Source organism: Streptomyces sp. NPDC086766 (assembly GCF_044746005.1).
In the GTDB taxonomy this organism is placed as follows: Bacteria; Actinomycetota; Actinomycetes; order Streptomycetales; family Streptomycetaceae; genus Streptomyces.
Window position 1 is genome coordinate 323,828 of the sequence record NZ_JBIVBI010000003.1, and the last position, 16,334, is coordinate 340,161.

The window sequence follows — 16,334 nt, forward strand, 5'->3', positions numbered from 1 at the left end:
TGAGCCGAGATGCAGACCCTGGCGAACTGGGACGGCGGCCCCGGGCCGTGGATCCTCTTCTTCCCGCTGATGTGGGCGGCCGTGATCGTCGGAGCCGTCACCGTCCTGCGCCGCGCCGCCTGGAGCGGTGGCCGGGGCGGGTCCTGGCGCGGCACGGACCGCGGGCCGTGGCGCGGCCCGGACGGCCGCCCCGCCCCCGACTCGCCCCTCGCCCTCCTCGGCCGCCGCTTCGCCTCCGGCGAGATCGACGAGGACGAGTACTGGCGCCGGCTGTCGGTGCTGGAGGAGCAGTTCGGCCGCACGGGCAAGGGCGGTGCCGTATGAGCACCATGACCGAGACCCGGACGGCCGCGGGGGTCGTCGACGCCGTGAAGGTGTACGGCGCCGGCGACACCGCCGTGCGGGCCCTGGACGGCGTGAGCGTCGACTTCCCGGCCGGGCGCTTCACCGCGATCATGGGCCCCTCCGGCTCCGGCAAGTCCACCCTGATGCACTGCGCGGCGGGACTCGACACGCTCACCTCCGGCACCGCCCACATCGGCGGTACCGAGCTGAGCGGCCTCGACGACCGCCGGCTGACCCTGCTGCGCCGCGACCGGGTCGGCTTCGTCTTCCAGGCGTTCAACCTCGTGCCCACGCTGACCGTCGCGGAGAACATCACTCTGCCGCTGGACCTCGCGGGCCGCGGAGGGGACGAGGAGTGGATCGACGCCCTCGTCGACGTCGTCGGCCTGCGCGACCGGCTGCACCACCGGCCCGACCAGCTCTCCGGCGGACAGCAGCAACGCGCCGCCGTGGCCCGGGCGTTCGCCGGCCGGCCGGACGTCGTCTTCGCCGACGAACCGACCGGAAACCTCGACTCCCGCTCCGGCGCGGAGGTGCTCGGCCTGCTCGGCCGCGCCGTGCGCCACATGGACCGCACGGTGGTGATGGTCACCCACGACCCGGTCGCCGCCGCCCACGCCGACGAGGTCCTCTTCCTCGCCGACGGGCGCCTGGTCGACCGTATGGAGTCCCCGACCGCCGACTCGGTCCTGGACCGTATGAAGGCCTTCGAGGTGAGGTCGTGACCGCCGCCGTCCGCCTCAGCCTGGCCTCCCTGCGCGCCCACCGGCGGCGCTTCGCCGGCACCTTCCTCGCCGTGTTCCTGGGCGTCGCCTTCCTGACCGGCACCCTGGTCATGGGCGACACGCTGCGGGCGAGCTTCGACTCGATGTTCGGCACGGCGGCCCGGGGCACGGACGCCGTCGTCCGGGGCGCCGACGTCATCACCACACCCGGCGAGAGCCGGGGCGTGCGCCGGCCCGTCGACACCTCCCTGCTCACGGCCGTGGCACGTGTCCCCGGCGTCGCGGCCGCCGCCCCCGAGATCCAGGGCGCAGGCCAACTCGTCGGCAGGAACGGCACGGCCCTCGGCGGCCAGGGGCCGCCCACCCTGGCCGGGAACTGGATCACCGACCCTGAACTCAACCCGTACCGCCTCGCCGAGGGCCGCGCGCCCGTGAAGTCCGGCGAGGTCGTCGTCAACCGCGGCGCCGCGCGCAAGGGCGGCCTGCGGATCGGCGACACGACGACCCTGCGGACGCCCGACCCGGTGAGGGTGACGATCGTCGGCCTCGCGACGTTCGGCGGCGAGGACGGCATGGCCCAGGTGACGTTCACCGGCATGACCCGCGCCGACGCGGAGAAGTACCTCACCGCCCGGCCCGGCCGGGCGGCGAGCATCCTGGTGCGGGCCGAACCGGGCGTCGGACAGCGCGATCTGGTGCGCCGGCTGACGCCCGTCCTGCCCCGCGGCGTCGAGGCCATCACCGGACAGGAGTCGGCCCAGGAGAACACCGACATGATCTCCAGTCAGTTCCTGACCATGTTCACCACGTTCCTGCTGGTGTTCTCCGGAGTGGCGCTGCTGGTGGCCACGTTCTCCATCCACAACACCTTCGCGATCGTCGTGGCCCAGCGCACCCGGGAGAACGCCCTGCTGCGCGCCCTCGGGGCCGCCCGCCGCCAGGTGACCGCAGCCACCCTCGTCGAAGCGAGCGCGGTCGCGGTCGCCGGGTCCGCCGCGGGACTGGCGGGCGGCATCGGGATCGCCGCGGGACTGCAGGCGCTGTTCCCGGCCATCGGGTTCCCCTTCCCCGACGGCGGCCTCGTCGTCACGCCCGGCTCGATGCTGCTGCCGCTCGCGGTCGGCGTCGTCGTCTGCCTGGGCTCCGCGCTGCTGCCCGCCGTACGGGCCGGCCGGACCGCGCCCATGGCCGCGCTGCGCGAGAGCGCCGTCGACTCCTCCGGGACCTCCCGCACCCGCACGGTCACCGGCACCGCCCTCGCGGCCGCGTCCGTCGCGGTCACCCTGGCCGGCGTGCTGGTCTCCCGGTCGGTGTGGGCGGCCGGACTGGGCGCCGTAATGGCCCTGGCCGCCTTCGTGGTCCTCGGCCCGGTCGCCTCCACCGCCGTCGTACGGCTCCTCGGCGGCCCGCTCGACCGGCTGCGCGGCGTCACCGGCGCCCTCGCCCGGCGCAACGCGCTGCGCAGCCCGAAGCGCACCGCCGCGACCGCGGCCGCGCTGATGATCGGGGTCGCCGTCGTGTCGCTCTTCACGGTCTTCGGAGCCTCGCTCAAGGCCACCATGGACCAGACCGTGTCCCGCTCCTTCGCGGGCGACCTCGCGGTGAGCACCCCGTCCTTCGGCGCGGGCGGCAGCGGACTGAGCCCCGGGCTCGCCACCGCCGTGCGGCGGCTGCCCGAGGTGGACACCGCGGTCGGGCTCGGCCGGGGCGTGGCGGAGGTCGACGGCAGGGGACGGTCCCTGACCGTCACCGACCCCGACGCCCTCGCCCGCACCTTCGACCTCGGCCGGGTGCGCGGCAGCCTCCGCGACCTCGGCACCGACGGGATCGCCGTCAGCCGCAAGGAGGCCGACGCGCGCGGCCTCACCACCGGCGACCGGGCGAGGCTGACCTTCACCGACGGCAGGACCGCGACGTTCACCGTCCGCGCGGTCTACGGGCAGTCCGAACTCGCCGGCGACTACGTCGTCACCCGGGCCGCCTGGGCCCCGCACCGCACCCAGGACGCCGACACCCTGGTCGCCGTCTCCCTCAAGGACGGGGTGGGCGCCGAGGCGGGCAGGAAAGCGGTCCAGCGGGTGGCCGCCCGGTACGGCAACCCGCAGGTGCAGACCCGCGCCGAGTACGCGCAGTCCTCGGCCGGCGGCATCGACATGATGCTGACGCTCGTCTACGCCCTGCTCGCCCTGGCGGTCCTCATCGCGCTGCTCGGCATCGCCAACACGCTGACCCTGGCGATCCACGAACGCACCCGCGAACTGGGGCTGCTCCGCGCGGTCGGCCAGACCCGCGCCCAGCTGCGCGCCATGGTCCGCTGGGAGTCGGTCCTGATCGCCGCCTTCGGCACGGCCGGCGGGCTGGCCCTCGGCACCTGCCTCGGCTGGGTGCTGGTGAAGGCCTCCGAGGGCACGAGCGGCACCGCGTTCGCGTTCGCCGTCCCGCCGGTGCGCCTCGTGGCGGTGGCGCTGGTGGGCGTCACGGCCGGAGCCCTCGCCGCGCTGCGCCCGGCCCGGCGCGCGGCCCGCCTGGACGTGCTGCGGGCCGTCGCCGCGCAGTGACGCCGCGGACAGCCGAACGGGCCCGCGGGATGTCCCGCGGGCCCGTTCACCACCCGGTCACCGCCCGGTCAGCCGGGAACGGCCGACCGGGCGGGAGCGTGCGCCGGCCGGGCGGCGCCGTCGAGCGCGGGTTCGACCTGGGTGAACCGGCGCACGGCCGTCTCCCCGGCGGTCAGGCGCGGCACCAGGGCCGGCACCGCCACCGCGGACGCGGCGGTGGGCAGGGTGAACCAGACGACCTTGCCGTGCTCCCCGTCCGGGCGCGCACCCCAGCTCTCGCTCATCGCCGCCACCATCGCCAGCCCGCGGCCACCGGTGGCGAGCGGCTCCACGTCCTCCACCACGGGGAGGCGCGGGTCGTGGTCGCGCACCGAGACCGTCAGCCGGTCCAGCAGCACCTCTAGCTCCACGGTGCACAACTTGTCGGGCCGGGCGTGCTGGTGGACGTTGGTCAACAGCTCCGTCACACCGAGCGCGGCCCGGTCTATCAGAGGGTTGAGCTGCCAGTAGCGCAAGTGCGCCGATACGATTCTGCGGACCTGGCCGATCCGCGACGGCAGGGCTTGGAGCTCCACCGTGCAGTGCCTGCTTGGGTGACTGGTCACGGCTGCGACTCCCCGACGTAGAGGTCCGGAAGAACACGACGTTTCGAATGCAGCAGGACGCCTGCGTGACACTGCCGCCTGCTGTCGTGGCCGGCGGGCTGGTTCGCAGCGTTATCGCCGGTAAACCCAGAGTGACGTGTGACCAGCGTGACGCAAGGGGCCAAGTCCCGCAACTCGCGTCTCCTAGCGGTCGTGTCGAGCCGCCCGGCGGACGGCCTCGATGAACCGGCGCGCGGCGGGCGGCCCGGTCTCGCCCGGGGCGGGGTCGTGGTCACCGAGGGTCAGCAGGTACCGCTTGCCGTTGAGGTCGGCGAGCGCCCGGTCGTCCGGGGCGAACCAGGGCTTCGACGCCCGCACCGCCCGCACCGGCGCGCTGTCGATCTCGCTGCCGTAACTGGTGAGCAACTCCAGCCTGCCGCCGCTGATCCGGACCTGCCCGGCCCGGGTGAGCGAACGCAGCCGCTGCTCGATCCGCACGCCCCTGGCCGCGAACTCCGGTTCCGCCATCCCTTCCCGCCCCCTTGCGCGTCGCCCGTCGCCGGCTCCGTCCCGCGCGCCGGCGGGGCGAGGAGCCGGTCCGTCCGCCGGGCGCCCCACGTCCCGCGAGGGCCCCGGACTCCTCCTGCCGGTGCAGTCTGCCCCCCTTCGCCGGACAGCACCAGTGCGCGCGCCCCGGTCGCCGCCGGTGCCCGGAGCACTCGCGCGAAGTGCGCCCCCACCCGGGGGCGCGTGGCACGCGGGAGCCGGCACGCGACGGCCGCCCCAGGAGCGGCTTTGAGCCGCTCAAAGGCGCGTTTATGCAGGTGGGAAGCGTGCCGGAAGGTGTCTATCATCGGGGGCGTCCGGCCGCGCTCCACGCCGTCGGCGCTCAGCGTAAGGAGTCCCGCCGTGAGCACCACCCCACAGACCCGGACCGGCGAAACCCTCGACGCCGACCGGACCGACAGCGGCTACCGCGCCTGGCTGAAAGAGGCCGTCCGCAAGGTCCAGGCCGACGCCAACCGCTCGGCCGACACCCACCTCCTGCGCTTCCCGCTGCCCGAGGAGTGGGGCATCGACCTGTACCTGAAGGACGAGTCGACCCACCCGACCGGCAGCCTCAAGCACCGGCTGGCACGGTCGCTGTTCCTCTACGGACTGTGCAACGGATGGATCCGGCCGGAACGCCCGGTGATCGAGGCCTCCAGCGGCTCGACCGCCGTCTCCGAGGCGTACTTCGCGAAGCTGATCGGCGTGCCCTTCATCGCGGTCATGCCGCGCACGACGAGCGCCGAGAAGTGCCGCCTGATCGAGTTCCACGGCGGCCGGTGCCACTTCGTGGACGACCCCCGCACGATGTACGAGGAGTCCGCCCGCCTCGCGGGAGAGACCGGCGGCCACTACATGGACCAGTTCACCTACGCGGAACGGGCCACGGACTGGCGCGGCAACAACAACATCGCCGAATCCGTCTTCCGCCAGCTGGAGTTGGAGCGGTTCCCGGAGCCGGCGTGGATCGTCGCCACCGCGGGCACCGGCGGCACCTCCGCCACCATCGCGCGCTACGTCCACTACATGCAGTACGACACCCGCATCTGTGTCGCCGACCCGGACAACTCCTGTTTCTTCGAGGGCTGGACCACCGGCGATCCGGACGTCACCTGCGACTGCGGCTCACGCATCGAGGGCATCGGACGGCCGCGCATGGAGCCGAGCTTCGTGCCCGGCGCCATCGACCGGATGATGAAGGTGCCGGACGCGGCCAGCGTCGCCGCCGTCCGCGCCCTGGAGCAGGCCATCGGCCGCAAGGCGGGCGGTTCCACCGGCACCGGTCTGTGGAGCGCCCTGAAGATCATCGCGGAGATGGTGGCGCAGGGGCGGCAGGGCAGCGTGGTGACCCTGCTGTGCGACCCCGGGGACCGGTATCTGGACAAGTACTACTCGGACGACTGGCTCACCGCCCAGGGCCTGGACATCGCGCCGTACACGGCGGCGATCGAGTCGTTCCTGGCGACCGGGGTGTGGCCGGACTGAACCGGGGTGGCGGGCCCGTCCCGTGCGCGGGGCGGAGCCCGGGTCAGGAGGCCGCCGACCGCCGGTCGAGGGGCCGGTGCAGAGGGAGCGCGCGAGACAGTCGGCGCGCCGTCAGATGTCCGTACCGTCCGCCACGGTGGTCCGCTCGGCCCTCTCGCCCGCCACCACCAGGCGCAGCTTCTCGGAGACCTCGGCGCGCGCGTCGGCCGGCAGCCCGGCGTCCGTCACCAGGGTGTCGACCTGCTCCAGCCCCGCGAAGGAACTCAGGCCCACCACGCCCCACTTCGTGTGGTCGGCGACCACCACGACCCGCCGCGCGGACTGCACCAGACGCCGGTTGGTCTCGGCCTCCGCGAGGTTCGGCGTGGACAGGCCCGCCTCCAGCGATATCCCGTGCACACCGAGGAACAGCACGTCGAAGTGGAGCGCCGCGATCGCCTGGTCGGCCACCGGCCCGACCAGCGAGTCGGACGGGGTGCGCACCCCGCCGGTCAGCACGACGGTCGCCGCGCCCGGCCGCCGGCCCGAGGTGCGCTGCGCCGCGTGGAAGACGTCCGCCACCCGCACGGAGTTGGTGACCACCGTCAGATCCGGCACGTCCAGCAGGTGCTGGGCCAGCGCGTACGTCGTCGTCCCGCCCGAGAGCGCGATCGCCGTGCCCGGCGCCACCAGCTCGGCCGCCGCCCGGGCGATGTCCTCCTTGGCGCTCAGCTCCAGCCCCGACTTCGCCTCGAAACCCGGCTCGTGCGTGCTCGCCTCCACCAGCGGCACCGCCCCGCCGTGCACCTTCTCCAGCACGCCCTGGCGGGCCAGCGCGTCCAGGTCGCGGCGGACCGTCATGTCCGACACGCCGAGCTTCCGGGTCAGCTCGTTGACCCGGACACCGCCGCGGCGCCGGACCTCGTCGAGGATCAGGGCGCGCCGCTGCTCCGCGAGGAGGTTCTGATTCTCACTCACGTGTGCTCCGGTTCCTTTCGCCTCAAGCCGTCCGACCCGCCCGGCGCACCCGCCGCCGACGAGAAGGTCCGTCGCGTCCCCGGTGCGCGGGCGTCCCATCCTTTCACGGCTCGCCGCACGTCGCGCCATCGCCCGTACCGGCGGGCGCATGTCACGGCCGTCCCGCCGGGGCCCGCCGTCACCCGGATCGGGGAGATTCCGTGAGGCCGGCTGCGCCCGGTGCCGGGGGGCGGACATCCTGGTGGCCGCACGGACACAGGCCGGCGGCGCGTCACGGGGGAGTGCGAACAGTGGAACCAGTGGAACGTGCACACCGGGCTGCCGCTCCGGGTGGGGCGGACGGCCCCACCCGGCTGCCCGAGCCGGCCGGCACCGCCCTGGAACTCCTGGTCCACGGGGTCGGCGGCACCACCCCCGACCGCATGCTGGACGACCCGCGCACGGTGCGGATCACCGGCGACGACACGGCGGCCGTCTTCCGGCGCGCCGCCGACGTCGACGCCGAGACCCGCCCCGCCGAGCACCGCGGCGGACCGGTGCCGGAGGCGTACGTGTGGTGCAACCTCACCTCCGGCAACGGCACCCGGGCCCTGTGGCTGTTGCTGCTGCCGTTCATGGTCGTCAACCTCGCGCACTGGATGCGCCCCGCGGGCCCCGACCGCAGTCGTGCGGTGCGCCTGTACGGGCTGCTCGTACGGCTGGCGGGCCTGACCCTCACGGTGCTCCTCGTGGCCGCCGCCTGCGAGGTCGCCCTCGACCTCGCGGCCTGGCAGTGCGCGGGCACCCGCGCGTGCGCCGCCCGGCACTCCTGGCTGGGCTTCCTGTCCCCGGCCGACGGCGGCTGGTGGAGCGCTCCGGGCCGCCGGCTGGCCCTCGCCGCCCTGGTGCCCACCGCGCTCACCGCACTGCTGTGGTACCTGTCCCACCGCACCTGGAGCGCCTACGAGTCCCAGCAGCCGATGTACCACCGGCCGGAGCCGGCACGCGATCCGGGCCGCGGTCCCGCGGGCGCACACGGCGACGGCCCCGCCTCCCCGGGCCGGCCGGCGCACGTGCCGGAGGCCGGGGCGGTCGCGGAGGCGGATCCGGCCTCTCCGGAGGCGCGGGACACCGGAGGGCCCCGGCCCGGCGGGCCCGAACCCGCCGAGGGCACCGAGGACACCGGCCGCACCTCCCTGGGCCGGCCCGGCTTCTGGTACGGGCGCCGGCTGGTCGCCCGGCTGCGCTCCGCCCACACCGCCGCCGGCCTGCTGACGGTCGCCGCCGCGGTCGCCGGCCCGGCGGCGCGCTTCGACCGCGGACGCTCGGGCCCCGCGCTCCTGGACGCCCTGGGCCTGCTCCTCCACGCCGGTCTCGTCGTCATGGCGGGCCTCGCGGTGGCGGTGGTGTGCGGCAGGGGCCGCAGCGAACACCGGCCCGACCGGAGGACCGACCATCCCCTCGTACGCCGACTGCCGCTCGGCGCGCTGGTCCTGCTCCTGCTCGCCGCGGTCTACGCCGGCTGGTCGCGCCCCGGCTGGCACGCGGCGGGACGGCTGCCCGGCGACACCACCTTCGGCGGGATCGCGCTGGTGCAGGGCCTGCTGGTCCTCGCCCTCGGCGCCGTCGCCCACAGGCTGCACCGCACCCGCCCCGATCCCCGGGCCGCGCTGCGCGGCCTGGGCGGCCCCGCGGTCGCCACCCTGGCCTGCGCGCTCGGCGGCGTGATGTCCGGCGGGGTCGCGCAACGGGTGGCCGACTGGCTCGACGGCGCCCACGCGTCCATCGACGGCCCTCCGGTCCTGCTCACCTGGCAGGCATCGGTGGTCCCGCCGGTGCTCGTGGCGCTGCTCGTGCTCTGCGGCCTGCTCGCCCTGCGCACCCGGCGGCTGGCCCGCGCCGAGCGCGCCGCGGTGGAGCGCGAGCACCCGGGCGAGCCGGAGGACCCCGAGCGCACCCGCCGGATCGCGCGCACCCGCGCGATGGCGACGCTCACCGACGCCGGCCCCCTCCTCGTCGGCGTCACCTCCGCCGCCACCCTCCTGCTGGGCGCCGTGGCGGTGGTGGGAGCCCTGGGGACCGGCGGGACCCCGGTACGGGCCGCCGCGCACGCGTACCCCGTCGTCCGGGGCGCGGCCGGGACCGCGCAGGCGCTGGGCTCCTGGCTGACAGGGCTCGGCTTCCTGGCCTTCGTCACCTGGGGCCGGCGCGCCTACAAGGACGCCTCCGCCCGCCGCACCATCGGCATCCTCTGGGACGTCGGAACCTTCTGGCCGCGTGCCGCGCACCCCTTCGCCCCGCCCTGCTACGCCGAACGCGCGGTGCCCGACCTCACGTGGCGGATGGCGACCTGGACGCGCGCCACCGGCGGTCGGCTGGTGCTGTCGGGGCACTCCCAGGGCAGCGTGCTGGCCGCCGCCGCGGCCTGGCAGCTCCCCGGTCCGGTCCGGGCCCGGGTCGCGCTGCTGACGTACGGCTCACCGCTCGAGCGCCTCTACGGCCGCTGGTTCCCGGCCCACTTCGGGCCCGCCGCCCTCAGCGCCCTGCACCGCGACGTGGCCTGCTGGCGCAACCTCTACCGGCGCACCGACCCCATCGGCGGCCCGGTCCGGCTGCCCGGCGACCGCGGCCCCGAGGTGGACGGCGCCCCGCTGAAGGACCCGCTCGCCTACGGCCGGACCACGCGGCACCCGCTGCCCGCGCCGATCCTGGGCCACTCCGACTACCAGGCGGACCCGGCGTTCGCCGAGGAACGTGAGCGCCTGCTGGCCCGGCTGCGACCGGACCTCCCCGCGCCCCGCCACCGGGGCGGGCACCCCGCCGGGCCCGCCGGCACCCCGGCGCCGGGGGACCGGTCCGCGGGCCCGGACGGTGAACCTCAGGGAAGCCCGGGCAGGTCCTCCGGGTAGAGCAGGGTCAGATCGTCCGTGCTCGGGTCGTCGACCTGGGCGACCCGGCTCGCGTGCCGCTCCACCATCGCCTCGAAGGTCTGGCGCGCCGTGCGCCCGTTGCCGAACGCGGGGCCCTTGGGGATCTCCGTGAAGTACGTCCGCAGCGCCTCCGCCGCGCCCGGGGCCAGCCGGTACTCGTGCTCCTCGGCCTGCTGCTCCACGATGCGCAGCAGCTCCTCCGGGCCGTAGTCGCCGAAGGTGATGGTGCGCGAGAAGCGGGAGGCCACACCCGGGTTGACCGACAGGAAGCGCTCCATCTCGGCGGTGTAACCCGCCACGATCACCACCACCGCGTCCCGGTGGTCCTCCATCAGCTTCACCAGCGTGTCGATGGCCTCCTTGCCGAAGTCGCGTCCGGCGTCCTCCGGGGACAGCGCGTAGGCCTCGTCGATGAACAGCACCCCGCCGCGCGCCCGCTCGAACGCCTCCTGGGTGCGGATCGCGGTGGAGCCGATGTGCTCGCCGACCAGGTCGACGCGGGACACCTCGACGAGATGGCCCTTCTCCAGCACGCCGAGGGAGGCGAGGATCTCGCCGTACAGCCGCGCGACCGTGGTCTTGCCGGTGCCGGGGGAGCCGGTGAAGACCAGATGGCGCTTGACGGAGGCCGCCTTCAGGCCCGCCTCACGGCGGCGCCGGCCCACCTCGATCATGTCGGTGAGGGCGCGGACCTCCCGCTTGACGCTCTCCAGGCCCACCAGCGCGTCGAGTTCGCCGAGCACGTCCTTCGCGGTCCGGGCGGGCTCGGCGGGCGGCACGGCGACGAGCGGCGGCTCCGGTTCGGTGGTGCGCTGTCCGGGGATCGCGCCCAGCAGCCCCGGCGACGGGCTCACCGTCTGCGCGGCCGTCTCCCGCGCCACGGGCGGCCGCAGGCCCCCGCTCTCGTCGCTGGTGCAGTCCTCGACCACGGGACCCGCCCCGCCCGAGGCGTCCGGGCCGCCGTCCGCGAACTCGTACCCCCCGCGCGCGCACCGCTCCGTGCGGCACTTGCGCAGCGTCGTGCGGCAGCCGTCGATCACATGGAAGCCGTAGCCGCCGCTGCCGGTCACCCGGCAGCCGACGAAGCTGCCGCGGCCCCCGGCCGACACGTAGAAGCCGGCCTCGGCGGGGGAGGAGACGGTGCACCGCTCGACGGTCGGGTCGGCGCCCTTGGTGACGATCACGCCGGTCTGCGTGCCGTCCAGCGTGCAGTTGTTCAGCGTGCCGCCGCTGCCGTGGTCGCGGAACCACGCGCCCGTGGCCGCCTCCCTGATCCGGCAGTCGTCGAGCTGCGCGGTCGCGCCGTCGCTCACCGACACGGCCGTGTTGCGCACCTGGGACAGATCGCTGTCGACGACGTCCGCGCGGGAGCCGCGGTCCAGCACGAACAGCGCGTCCGGCACGTCGTGCACGCGGCACGACTCCAGCACCGCGGTCGCGCCGTCGCTGACCCACACGGCCGGGTAGTCGCCGGTGCTGTCGAAGATCTCGCACTGGTTGGCGTCCACGCGGGTGCCCGGGTCCCACACCGACAGGCCGTTGCGCCCGAACTGACGCACCGTCGTCCGCGTCAGCGTCAGCACGGAACGCGACCGCAGGTCCACCGCGTTCTCCGGGATGTCGTGGATGCGGCAGTCGGCGAGGGTCAGCACGGCGTCCGTGTCGAGGGTGACCCCGTCCGCGGTGGTGCGGTGCACATCGCAGTCGGTGAGGTGGGCCGTGGCCCGCCCGGTGACCTGGACACCGCTGCCCCGGACCTCGTACACCTCGCAACCCACCGCCTCCAGGGCGGAGTTGTCGCCGGTCGCGGTGAGGCCCGCGCCCGAGGCGTGGTGCACCCGGCAGCGCTCCAGCCGGGGGTGGGCGCCGCCGCGCACCGCGACCCCCGACTGCCCGGCCGCCACCACCTCGCACTCCTCGAACACCCCGCCGCCGCCGTCGAGTACGGCGATGCCGATGCCCGCCGGGTTGTCGACGGTGCAGCGCCGCACGGTCGGCCTGGCGCCGCCGCGCACCTCGATGCCGGCCGCCGACCTGGTCACGATCCGCACGTCCCGCAGCTCGGGCGTGCCCTCCTCCACCAGCAGCGCCGGCGCGGCCGCGTCCTGCCCCTCCACGTGCAGGTCCTGGACCACGGCCGCGGCGCGCACGGTCAGCGGCACGCCGTCCACGGGTGCGATGCGCACCGAGCCGGGGGAGCCCTCGGGGCCGCGCAGGGTCACCGCCCGGTGGACGACGAGGTTCTCGCGGTAGGTGCCCGGGGCGACGGTGAGGACGTCGCCGTCCGCCGCGGCCTCCAGGGCGGCGGCGAGCGATGCGTACTCACCTGTGCGGCGCCGCCACCGCGATGTGCCGGTGTGCGTCACCTGGACCGTGCCCTGTGCCATGGTGTTGCTGTGCCCCCAGCTCGTCGTGCGCGGGTTGATGCCGAGTGCGTCGGCCGGACCACCGTAGCGTGCGCGCGGGCGGTCGGCCGACCAGAGCCGGAACGCCGTCAGCTGCCGGTGCCGGTGCGGCCCCAGTCGGGGCCCGCGCGGTCCCAGGCCTGGTCCCAACGCGCGTACCTCCGGCGGACCATGCGCCAGACGATCAGCCGGCGTATGCCCTCCACGGCGCCGGCGGTCAGCGCGGACGCGCCGAGTCCGGCCAGCACGGCGTGGGTCGCGGCCGTGGCCGCGTCCAGGGGCCGGGCCGTGATACGGCCGTGCCGATCCGTCCACAGCGGGAAGCGGTCGCCCGGGCGGGGGTTCCTCAGGGCGCAGGTGACCGCGGCGTGCTGCCGGGTGCCGTCCGGGGCCGTCCAGTCGGCGACCACGCGGCTGCGGAACTCCCGCCCCGAGGAGGTCTCCGGATCGGGCTCCACCGTCAGGCGCTCGAGCCCTCGCACCACGGTGGCCGTCACAGGGTGCCGGTCCTGGCGCTGGTCCCGGACGGAGCGCTGCAGGGCGTCCTGGGCGACGCTGCCGACGACGGAGCCGACGACGGGGGCGGCGACCAGGACGAGCAGCAGCGCCACCAGCGCCACCCACGACTCGGCCAGATCGGTCCCCCGCCGCAGCGGGTTGTGCCGCCAGCGCCAGAGTCCGCTGATTGACCGCACCGTCCCGCACCCCCCTTCCCGCTCCGTGATAGCCCCCGCACGCACCGTGCGCCTGCCGAACCCCGGAAGAGAGAGCGACGTCACCCCTTGCCCGGGTCCTTCGGCGAAGGCCGCGTCATCCGTCCAACGCCCGGGCCGCGGCCGCGGGTTCCCGGCCGCCCGGAGATCACCCGAGGATCGTGACCGGGTCGTCGAGCCGGAGCGTGCCGGTGCGCTCGGGCACCAGGTTCTGGCCGAAGGCCAGGTCGCCGCCGACGCGGCGGTGGCGCGCGAGGGTGCGCAGCGGCTCCCTGCCGCGCTCGGCGGTGCGCTGGTCGGTCGTCGTCACCACGCAGCGGCCGCAGCGCTTGGTGACCCGGAAGACGACCTCGCCGATCGCGACGCGGGACCATGCGTCCTCGGCCCAGGCGGCGGTGCCGGCCACCACGACGTTCGGCCGGAACCGGTTCATGGGCAGTGGGCCCTCGCCGGCGTGCTCGCCCCGCGCGATCAGCGAGTTGAGGGCGTCCAGCGACGCGACGGTGGTGAGCAGCAGCGGGAAGCCGTCGGCGAAGCTCACCGTCTCTCCCGGCAGGGCGTGTTCGGGCGCGACGGGCCGGCGCCGGGCGGGCTCGTCCATGTGGACCAGACGGACGTCGGCCCCCAGGTAGGCGCTGCACCAGGCGTGCGCGGCGGCCGCGGCCGGTACGGCCTCCACCTTCTCGCCGAAGATGTCGACCGTCACCGTGACGCCCGGCTCCGGGACGGGCACGGTGACCGCCTCGTGCCCCGGTGCGGAGAGCCGGAGGCCGCCGTCGGGCCGGAGCTCGGCGGCGGCCAGTGCGAGGCGTGGCTGCCCGCGTTGGGTGACGACCTTTCCCCCGTCGTCGATCACCACCCAGCGCCGGTGCCCGGCCAGTCCCCAGGGCTCCACGGCGCAGCTTTGCAGCGCCACGCCCCGGAACGCCTTGACCGGGTGGATGTGCAGCGAGTGCAGCTCCGCGTTCCCCATGACCTCATCCTGCCAGGTGGCAGGGGCGGTCAGGGGGGATCAGTAGCCGCGGTACTGCTGGTTGCCGTAGGGGTCCTGGTACGGCGCGGCGGCGGGCCGGGGAGCCGCCGGACGCATCGCCTCGTAGCCGGTGTTGGTCGCCATCGGGCGCATCGGCTGGGGCTGCTGCGGGCCGGGGTATCCGCGCGGCGCGGTGGCCTGCTGCGGGATGTACGCCGCGGGCGCCTGCTGCAGCGGGGCGGGCTGCGGGGTTTGCGGGTACCCGTAGGAGGGCTGGGACGGGCCGGCCGGGAGGGCGGGCAGCGCCGACGGGAGCGCGGGAAGGTGATGTCCCGTGTCGTACTGCGCGGGGACCCGGATCGGGGCGATCTGCGGGGTGCCCCGCTCGGCCACGAGCGAGTCGTAGATCGGGGTGTCCGGGAAGGAGGCGGAGTAGTAGCCGCCGCCATAAGTGGAGCGGGGGGAGGTCATGGCACATAAGTTAAGCCCACGATGTGCTGGTTGGGGAGACCGATAAGAGGGTTGTTTTCCGTGTCGGCGGTGACGCGGGATCCCCAATGTGAGCGAATTCGTCGAAAAGGGGCGCCGATCCGCGGGCTGATCGTGTAAAGCCCGAGTTCCCGGCGGGTTACCGGCGGTCGGCCGGACGTGTTCCGGTGCTCCCCCCCGGACGTGTTCCGGTGCTTCTCATGGGAGTTCGCGGTTCCCGGGAATAGGTTGGGCGGGTAGGGAGCCGGCGGACTGCCGCGGCATCGGTCGGCGGGAGACGCGATGGGGGCGTACATGTCATTGACGAAGGGGTCGAACACGCCGGTGCCGAGCACGGCCCTGCGGGTCGCGCTGGGATGGCGGGCGGGACCGGGCGTGCCCGACGCGGACGCCTCGGCGCTGCTGCTGACCGGCGGAAAGGTGAGCTCCGACGCGGACTTCGTCTTCTACAACCAGCCGGTGCACCCCTCCGGCACGGTCCGCCACGAGGGCAAGCGCGATCTCGGCGGCCGGGTGACCGACACCCTCCTCGTCGACCTCGCGCGCGTGGGGCCCGCGGTCGAGCGGGTGGTGCTCGCCGCCTCCGCGGACGGCGGGACGTTCGGGCAGGTGCCGGACCTGTACATCGAGGTCCGCGACGCCGACCGGGACACGGTGGTCGCCCGCTTCGACAGCCCCGGCGCCACCGTGGAGAGCGCGTTCGTGCTCGGCGAGTTCTACCGCCGCCAGGGCGCCTGGAAGTTCCGGGCCGTCGGCCAGGGCTACAGCAGCGGACTGGAGGGCCTGGCCACGGACTTCGGCATCACCGTGGACGAGCCGCGGCAGCACGCGGTACCGCCGGCGGCGCCCGCCGCCCCGGTCACGGCGGCCCCGCCGACGACCCCCGTCACCGCGCCCCCGCCCGCCGGGCCGCCCGCGCCGCTTCCGCCACCGGTCGCGCTCCCGGGCACCGTGCCCCCGCCCCCGACCCCCGCGCCGCCGGCGCCGCCCGCGGCCCCGGTCCGCCTGACCAAGGTGACGCTCACCAAGGCCGCCCCGTCGGTGTCGCTGGCCAAGCAGGGCGGAACCTCGGGCGCCATGCGCGTGAACCTCAACTGGCAGGTGCGCAAGCAGTTCTCCGGCTGGGGCGGCAAGCGCGGACGGGCGGTCGCCCTGCACGCGGACCTCGACCTCGACCTGTGCGCCCTGTACGAACTCGCGGACGGCCGCAAGGGAGTCGTCCAGGCCCTCGGCAACGCCTTCGGGGCGCTCCACCGGCCTCCGTACATCCACCTCGACGGCGACGACCGCACCGGCGCCTCGGCCGACGGCGAGAACCTCACGATCAACCTCGACCACACCCGCGACTTCCGGCGCGTTCTCGTCTTCGTGACGATCTACGAGGGGGCCCGCTCCTTCGCCGACCTGCACGCCACCGTCACCCTCCGGCCGCAGCACGGCGCCCCGATCGACTTCTCGCTGGACGAGTGCACGGTCCCCTCGACGGTCTGCGCGCTCGCCCTGATCACCAACACCGGCGGCGAGCTGGTCGTCCGGCGGGAGGCGCAGTACCTGGTGCCCGAGCGCGGGGTGAGCCCGCAGCGGACCGTCGACCGCGCCTACGGCTGGGGCATGAACTGGACCCCCGGCCGCAAGTGAGCGC

Annotated in this window: 13 protein-coding genes; 6 read left to right on the forward strand and 7 right to left on the reverse strand. The window is 75.1% G+C overall.

Annotation, left to right across the window (positions count from 1 at the left end; translation table 11 throughout):
• The first annotated feature begins 9 nt into the window (after positions 1–9).
• Genes ACIPM1_RS07325 through ACIPM1_RS07335 form a run of 3 tightly spaced genes read left to right on the forward strand, consistent with a single transcriptional unit; the run spans position 10 to position 3,628 of the window.
• Complete coding sequence (locus ACIPM1_RS07325) at positions 10–324, forward strand: SHOCT domain-containing protein (protein WP_402430148.1); 315 nt, start codon at positions 10–12, stop codon at positions 322–324.
• Positions 321–1,070 carry an ABC transporter ATP-binding protein gene (locus ACIPM1_RS07330; RefSeq protein WP_402430150.1) on the forward strand — a complete coding sequence of 250 codons (750 nt, stop codon included), beginning with the start codon at positions 321–323 and terminating at the stop codon, positions 1,068–1,070. Before ACIPM1_RS07325 ends, ACIPM1_RS07330 begins: the two co-directional genes overlap by 4 nt.
• Positions 1,067–3,628 carry an ABC transporter permease gene (locus tag ACIPM1_RS07335; RefSeq protein WP_402430153.1) on the forward strand — a complete coding sequence of 854 codons (2,562 nt, stop codon included), beginning with the start codon at positions 1,067–1,069 and terminating at the stop codon, positions 3,626–3,628. The genes ACIPM1_RS07330 and ACIPM1_RS07335 overlap by 4 nt, the downstream gene beginning before the upstream one ends.
• A gap of 68 nt (positions 3,629–3,696) precedes the next feature.
• On the opposite strand, the gene ACIPM1_RS07340 is transcribed toward ACIPM1_RS07335, so the two are convergent.
• The gene (locus tag ACIPM1_RS07340) at positions 3,697–4,233 is read right to left on the reverse strand and encodes an ATP-binding protein (protein WP_402430156.1); all 537 of its coding nucleotides are present in this window, start codon (positions 4,231–4,233) and stop codon (positions 3,697–3,699) included.
• 183 nt (positions 4,234–4,416) lie between these two features.
• A complete protein-coding gene (locus ACIPM1_RS07345; protein WP_356179912.1) occupies positions 4,417–4,740 on the reverse strand; it encodes a hypothetical protein in 324 nt (107 codons plus the stop codon).
• A gap of 381 nt (positions 4,741–5,121) precedes the next feature.
• On the opposite strand from ACIPM1_RS07345, the gene ACIPM1_RS07350 reads away from it, so the two are divergent.
• A complete protein-coding gene (locus ACIPM1_RS07350) occupies positions 5,122–6,246 on the forward strand; it encodes a PLP-dependent cysteine synthase family protein (RefSeq protein ID WP_356179910.1) in 1,125 nt (374 codons plus the stop codon).
• Positions 6,247–6,357: 111 nt separating this feature from the next.
• Here ACIPM1_RS07350 and ACIPM1_RS07355 read toward each other — a convergent pair whose 3' ends face one another.
• Positions 6,358–7,203, reverse strand: coding sequence for a DeoR/GlpR family DNA-binding transcription regulator (locus ACIPM1_RS07355; protein ID WP_402430160.1), 846 nt, complete (start codon positions 7,201–7,203; stop codon positions 6,358–6,360).
• 299 nt (positions 7,204–7,502) lie between these two features.
• Here ACIPM1_RS07355 and ACIPM1_RS07360 point away from each other — a divergent pair, with 299 nt between their 5' ends.
• Positions 7,503–10,091: a hypothetical protein gene (locus tag ACIPM1_RS07360; RefSeq protein ID WP_402430163.1), complete on the forward strand. Its 2,589-nt coding sequence runs from the start codon at positions 7,503–7,505 to the stop codon at positions 10,089–10,091.
• Here the strand turns inward: ACIPM1_RS07360 and ACIPM1_RS07365 are convergent.
• The 4 genes from ACIPM1_RS07365 to ACIPM1_RS07380 form a co-directional block, all read right to left on the reverse strand.
• Complete coding sequence (locus ACIPM1_RS07365) at positions 10,061–12,499, reverse strand: right-handed parallel beta-helix repeat-containing protein (protein WP_402430166.1); 2,439 nt, start codon at positions 12,497–12,499, stop codon at positions 10,061–10,063. The genes ACIPM1_RS07360 and ACIPM1_RS07365 overlap by 31 nt on opposite strands.
• Before the next feature lie 107 nt (positions 12,500–12,606).
• Positions 12,607–13,212: a hypothetical protein gene (locus ACIPM1_RS07370; RefSeq protein ID WP_402430169.1), complete on the reverse strand. Its 606-nt coding sequence runs from the start codon at positions 13,210–13,212 to the stop codon at positions 12,607–12,609.
• Positions 13,213–13,378: 166 nt separating this feature from the next.
• Positions 13,379–14,203, reverse strand: a complete 825-nt coding sequence (locus tag ACIPM1_RS07375; protein ID WP_402430172.1) for an MOSC domain-containing protein — start codon at positions 14,201–14,203, stop codon at positions 13,379–13,381.
• A 39-nt stretch (positions 14,204–14,242) separates the two neighbouring features.
• Positions 14,243–14,674: a DUF6643 family protein gene (locus ACIPM1_RS07380; RefSeq protein WP_402430175.1), complete on the reverse strand. Its 432-nt coding sequence runs from the start codon at positions 14,672–14,674 to the stop codon at positions 14,243–14,245.
• Between the two features lie 312 nt (positions 14,675–14,986).
• Here ACIPM1_RS07380 and ACIPM1_RS07385 point away from each other — a divergent pair, with 312 nt between their 5' ends.
• Positions 14,987–16,330 (forward strand): TerD family protein, encoded by a 1,344-nt coding sequence (locus ACIPM1_RS07385; protein WP_402430178.1) that lies wholly within the window; start codon positions 14,987–14,989, stop codon positions 16,328–16,330.
• The last annotated feature ends 4 nt before the right edge of the window (positions 16,331–16,334 follow it).

Excerpts from the sequence above, each read along its gene's own strand:
- ACIPM1_RS07380 (WP_402430175.1), bottom strand. The coding sequence starts at position 14,674 with ATGACCTCCCCCCGCTCCACTTATGGCGGCGGCTACTACTCCGCCTCC.
- ACIPM1_RS07375 (WP_402430172.1), bottom strand. The coding sequence starts at position 14,203 with ATGGGGAACGCGGAGCTGCACTCGCTGCACATCCACCCGGTCAAGGCG.
- ACIPM1_RS07365 (WP_402430166.1), bottom strand. The coding sequence starts at position 12,499 with ATGGCACAGGGCACGGTCCAGGTGACGCACACCGGCACATCGCGGTGG.
- ACIPM1_RS07345 (WP_356179912.1), bottom strand. The coding sequence starts at position 4,740 with ATGGCGGAACCGGAGTTCGCGGCCAGGGGCGTGCGGATCGAGCAGCGG.
- ACIPM1_RS07330 (WP_402430150.1), top strand. The coding sequence starts at position 321 with ATGAGCACCATGACCGAGACCCGGACGGCCGCGGGGGTCGTCGACGCC.
- ACIPM1_RS07385 (WP_402430178.1), top strand. The coding sequence starts at position 14,987 with ATGTCATTGACGAAGGGGTCGAACACGCCGGTGCCGAGCACGGCCCTG.
- ACIPM1_RS07325 (WP_402430148.1), top strand. The coding sequence starts at position 10 with ATGCAGACCCTGGCGAACTGGGACGGCGGCCCCGGGCCGTGGATCCTC.